Below are 1,104 nucleotides of genomic sequence, written 5' to 3'. Positions count from 1 at the left end.
GCTCGTCAACTTTATCAAACATTATACTTACCTCCTAAGCTGCTATTATGATTACTTTTGCGTTGTTTGAAATGCTTTCCAATCCGAAGCAAAACTGGCCAAACCTTTGTCCGTTAATGGATGAGACCATAACTTACCGAAAACTGCGGCTGGAATTGTGGCAATATCAGCGCCAGCCAACGCAGCTTCTTGAACATGTTGTGGCCCCCGAACACTGGCAGCGATAATTTCCGTCTTGAATCCATAAGTATCCAAAACTTGACGTAAATCCTTAACTAGCTGAATTCCATTGCCACCAATATCATCAAGACGTCCTAAGAATGGTGAAATGTAAGTAGCACCGGCCTTTGCCGCTAATAAGCCTTGCGAAACTGAGAATACAAGGGTCACATTTGTTTTAATGCCCTCACCACTTAATACTTTGACCGCCTTAAGTCCTTCTTCAGTCATCGGAATCTTCACCACAATATTTGAAGCCCACTTAACTTCATTGCGAGCCTGGGCAATCATCTCTTCGGCCTTGGTTGCCGTTACCTCAGCGGATACTGGACCTGATACAATCTGCGCAATTTCTTTGATAACGGTTTCAAAATCACGACCTTCACGTGACACCAACGTTGGATTTGTTGTTACCCCATCTACTAAACCAAGTTCCGCGAAATGTTTAATATCTTCAGTATTCGCAGTATCTAAGAAAAATTTCATGATTAGATTTATCTCCTTTATTATTAGTTTTCATAAATTATTGAAAGTAGTACTCATAATTACTGATTACTTAGTTCCATCAGTCATACGTTTAGCACGCCGGGTAAGAAAAATACTGCAAAGAATCACAATAATTGTAAACAAGATAATTCCTGTAATAACTGCTACACTTCCGTAACTCCCTAATTTTCCTAACAAGATTCCTGGAACCAAATAGTCGGTATCTGCAAACGTTGAAGCTGCTAATTTCAAGCTTCCCAAAACTGGTAAAATAAACAATGGCAACCAACTAATCAACAAACTATTTACTGTAGCGCCAATGATTGCACCACGCCGACCACCAGTAGAATTACCATAAATTGCTGCAGCAGCACCACAGAAGAAGTGCCCCACTACACC

Annotated in this window: 2 protein-coding genes; both read right to left on the bottom strand. The window is 40.6% G+C overall.

Going from position 1 to position 1,104, the window contains the following annotated elements:
• Window positions 1-51: 51 nt before the first annotated feature.
• A complete protein-coding gene (gene fsa, locus HWX89_RS26625; protein ID WP_027821617.1) occupies window positions 52-705 on the bottom strand; it encodes a fructose-6-phosphate aldolase in 654 nt (217 codons plus the stop codon).
• A 66-nt stretch (window positions 706-771) separates the two neighbouring features.
• On the bottom strand, window positions 772-1,104 hold a 333-nt coding region (locus tag HWX89_RS26620), incomplete at its 5' end, for a PTS transporter subunit IIC (RefSeq protein ID WP_286086200.1).

Origin of the sequence: Rhizobium sp. RM (genome assembly GCF_013390595.1) — a bacterium.
Classification (GTDB): Bacteria; Pseudomonadota; Alphaproteobacteria; order Rhizobiales; family Rhizobiaceae; genus Agrobacterium.
Note: the sequence above shows the minus strand (reverse complement) of the source record. Positions and strands in the feature narration are given on the sequence as shown.